Below are 3609 nucleotides of genomic sequence, written 5' to 3' on the forward strand. Positions count from 1 at the left end.
GCGTTCCTGCGGCGAGAGCCGGAGCGCGCGCTGAGAATTCTCACCACCCGCGCCGGCACGGTCCAGGGCCGCCTCGTGGCCGCCATCGAGAACCTGCTGAACGACGAGGTGGCACAGGGCAACCTACGTTCGCGACTTCCGCTGCGCGACTTGGCCTACCTCATCGTTCGGATCGTCGAGTCTTTCCTGTACGCCGAGTACATCACCGGCGAGGATCCCGACATCGCAATGGCGGAGCTGGCGGTCGGGGCGCTCCTCGGACGCCACGACTCCGATAGCGATTGACACCTCTCTTCGCGTAAAAGCAACTAGCACAACGTATTCGCGGATATGCCGGTCCGATGCACCGGTACTTCGAGAACCGGCGCACCTAGTACCGCCTGCCTGCGACCCGCTTCGCCAGCCTGTCCCTGCCAGTACCGGGGATAACCGCGGCATCCCCACTCGATTCGTGGCGCGCGGATGGTGAACGTACGGGTTAGCGGCCAGCAGCCAATCGGCCAAACCCATCCGAACACCGGACAAGAGAGGATGCCATGACCACCACAGTGACGCTGCCGACGACGCCCCAGCCTTATTTGGAGCGGGGTCTGCTGCCGGCCGACTTCTACTCCTACGAGGAGCTGCTGTCAGCTCCGGAGCGGGAGAAGGTCGCCCGAATTCGCGAATTCTTTCGCACCGAGGCCGCGCCGATCGTCGACGGCTACTGGGCGCGGGCCGAGTTCCCGCACGAGCTCGTCCAAGAGTTTGCGAAGCTGGGCCTGCTGGATTGGGCCGATCCCGACTCGAGCGAGCCTGCGCCGAGCAACCTCATGACCGGCATCACCGCGTTGGAGATGGCGCACGCCGACCCGTCGCTTTCGGTGTTCTTCGGAGTGCACTCCGGGCTGGCGATGGGCACCATCCTCAGCTGCGGGTCCGAGGAGCAGAAGCGACGCTGGCTGCCCGCGATGAGCCGCTTCGAGAAGATCGGCGCCTTCGCGTTGACCGAGCCGCACGGCGGCTCCGACGTGGCCGGCGGCATGGAGACGACTGCGCGCCGTGACGGCGACGAGTGGGTGCTCAACGGCGCCAAGCGGTGGATCGGAAACGCCACCTTCGCCGATGTGATCGTTGTCTGGGCTCGCGAGGTCGAAACCAACAAGGTTCTGGGTTTTGTGGTGGAGAAGGGCACTCCCGGGTTCACCGCGACGAAGATCGAGAACAAGTTCGCGCTGCGGATCGTGCAGAACGCTGACATCGTTCTCGAAGAGTGCCGGGTTCCGGAAGCCAACCGGTTGCAGAACGCGAACTCGTTTCGGGACACCGCCGAAATCCTGCGCCGGACCCGCAGCGGTGTGGCGTGGCAGGCGGTGGGCGTCCAGTTCGCCGCATACGAGCTCGCGCTGCAGTATGCCAAGGAGCGCATCCAGTTCGGTCGCCCGATCGGCAAGTTCCAGATGGTTCAGGACCTGCTGGTCAAGATGCTCGGCAACGCCACGGCGTGCGCGGGGATGATGGTGCGCCTGGCGCAGCTGCAGCACGAGGGTGTGTATCGGGACGAACAGTCCGCGCTGGCGAAGGCCTACTGCACGTCACGCATGCGCGAGACCGTGCACTGGGCCCGAGAGTTGTTCGGCGGCAACGGCATTGTGCTCGACTACAACATCGGCCGGTTCGTGGCCGACTCCGAGGCTCTCTACTCCTACGAGGGCACCCGCGAGATGCAGACGCTGATCGTCGGGAAATCCGTCACCGGCCTGAGCGCCTTCGTCTAAGGAGACCACGACAATGACAACGCAATCAGTATTTTCTGGCCTCAAAGTCGTTGAGCTGGCGAGCTTTATCGCCGCGCCGGCGGCAGCGACGATGCTGTCGGACTTCGGGGCCGACGTCATCAAGGTCGAGGCGCCCGGCATGGGTGACCCCCAGCGCCTGCTCAGCTCGATCCCGCCGAGCCCGGCGGCGAACGGTAACTACAGCTGGCACCTGGCCAACCGCAACAAGCGCGGAATGTCGATCAACCTGAAGTCGGAAGGCGGGACGCGGATACTCAAGCGTCTCGTCGAATGGGCCGACGTGCTGATCACCAATTTCCCACACGGCACCCGGGAGGGATTGCACCTGGGCTATGAGGAAGTCTCATCCTGGAACCCGCGGATCATCTATGCCGACATCACCGGGTTCGGTGATGCCGGCCCGGACGCCAAGCTGCCCGGGTTTGACCTGACCGCCTTCTGGTCACGCAGCGGGCTGCTCGCCTCGACCCGCGACGCCGGTGCACCGCCGACGTCCCCGCCCTGGGGCAGCGGTGATTACACCACCGCCGTCGCGATCTACGCGGCGATCACCACTGCGCTGTATCACCGCGAACGCACAGGGCGAGGTGCCAACGTCGGTACGTCGCTGCTGGCCACCGGGGTGTGGGCGACGGGAACGCTGGTATCGGCGGCCTTGGCGGGCGCCAAGCCGTACGAACTGAATGACCCCAACAAGCCGATCAATGCGCTGACGAATCCGTATCAGTGCGGTGATGGACGCTGGATCATGCTGGCCGCCAGGCGATCTGCATGGCCGGTGTTGGCCAAGGCCGTCGGGCGGGAAGACCTCCTGTCCGACGCCCGCTTCAGCGACCCCACGGCCGTCGGCCAGCACGCCGCTGAATTGGCTGCCCTGCTCGGCGCCGAATTTCGTTCCCACGCCTTGCCACATTGGCAAAAGGCTCTCGACGAGGCTCGCATCCCCTACGGCGTCATCAAGACGCCGGAGGAAGCGGCCGAGGACCCGCAACTGCGCGCCGCCAACATCGTCGTACCGATCGAGGGGGCCGCTGACCTGGAGTACACCGTCAACAACCCGGTCACTCTGCGCGGAATGCCGCGGGTGCCTTCGCGGCGCGCACCCGAGCACGGCGAGCACAACGCAGAAGTTCTTGTGGAGCTCGGATTCACCGTGGATGACGTGGTTCACCTACGAGACCAGGGAGCCATTCCTGATGCGACAGAACAGGAGACAGTGAAATGACCACGATCGAGCAGGCCACCGATCTGGTGCTGACCGAGCACCAGCACGGCGTGTTGACCATCACCATCCACCGGCCGGCGCAACGCAACGCCGTCAACCGCGACGTCGCGGTTCAGGTGGCATCCGCCCTGGATCTGCTGGACGCCGATCCGTCGCTCTCGGTGGGCGTGCTCACCGGAGCCGGCGGGACGTTCAGTGCGGGGATGGACCTGAAGGCGTTCGCCAACGGGCAGACACCGATCCTTCCCGGTCGCGGATTCGGCGGTGTCACCCAAGCCGCGGTGCGCAAGCCCCTGATCGCAGCCGTCGAAGGCTGGGCGCTCGGTGGTGGTTTCGAAATGGCCCTGGGTTGCGACTTGATCGTCGCCGCCGAAGACGCCAAATTCGGCCTGCCCGAAGTGAAACGGGGACTCATCGCCGGTGAGGGCGGCGTCATCCGCCTGCCCAAGCGCATTCCCTACCACGTCGCGCTCAGGGTGTTGCTCACCGGCGAACCGCTGTTGGCCGTCGACGCCCGGCAGTACGGGCTCGTCAGCGAGCTGACAGCACCCGGGGCGGCATTGCAGACGGCGCAAGAGCTTGGCGTCCGCATTGCGGCCAACGCAC

4 protein-coding genes are annotated in these 3609 nt (G+C 65.5%); all 4 read left to right on the forward strand.

Translation table 11 applies throughout. The features are described from left to right. A partial coding sequence (locus tag JOZ00_RS22760) for a QsdR family transcriptional regulator (RefSeq protein ID WP_293348389.1) occupies nt 1–285 on the forward strand: 285 nt, incomplete at its 5' end. A gap of 251 nt (nt 286–536) precedes the next feature. Further along, complete coding sequence (locus JOZ00_RS22765) at nt 537–1757, forward strand: acyl-CoA dehydrogenase family protein (RefSeq protein ID WP_293348391.1); 1221 nt, start codon at nt 537–539, stop codon at nt 1755–1757. Between the two features lie 13 nt (nt 1758–1770). Beyond that, nucleotides 1771–3003: a CoA transferase gene (locus JOZ00_RS22770; RefSeq protein ID WP_293348394.1), complete on the forward strand. Its 1233-nt coding sequence runs from the start codon at nt 1771–1773 to the stop codon at nt 3001–3003. After that, nucleotides 3000–3609, forward strand: a 610-nt coding sequence (locus tag JOZ00_RS22775) for a crotonase/enoyl-CoA hydratase family protein (protein ID WP_293348397.1), incomplete at its 3' end; no start/stop codon positions are given. The genes JOZ00_RS22770 and JOZ00_RS22775, both read left to right, overlap by 4 nt.

This window comes from Mycobacterium sp., assembly GCF_019243155.1.
Lineage (GTDB): Bacteria > Actinomycetota > Actinomycetes > Mycobacteriales > Mycobacteriaceae > Mycobacterium.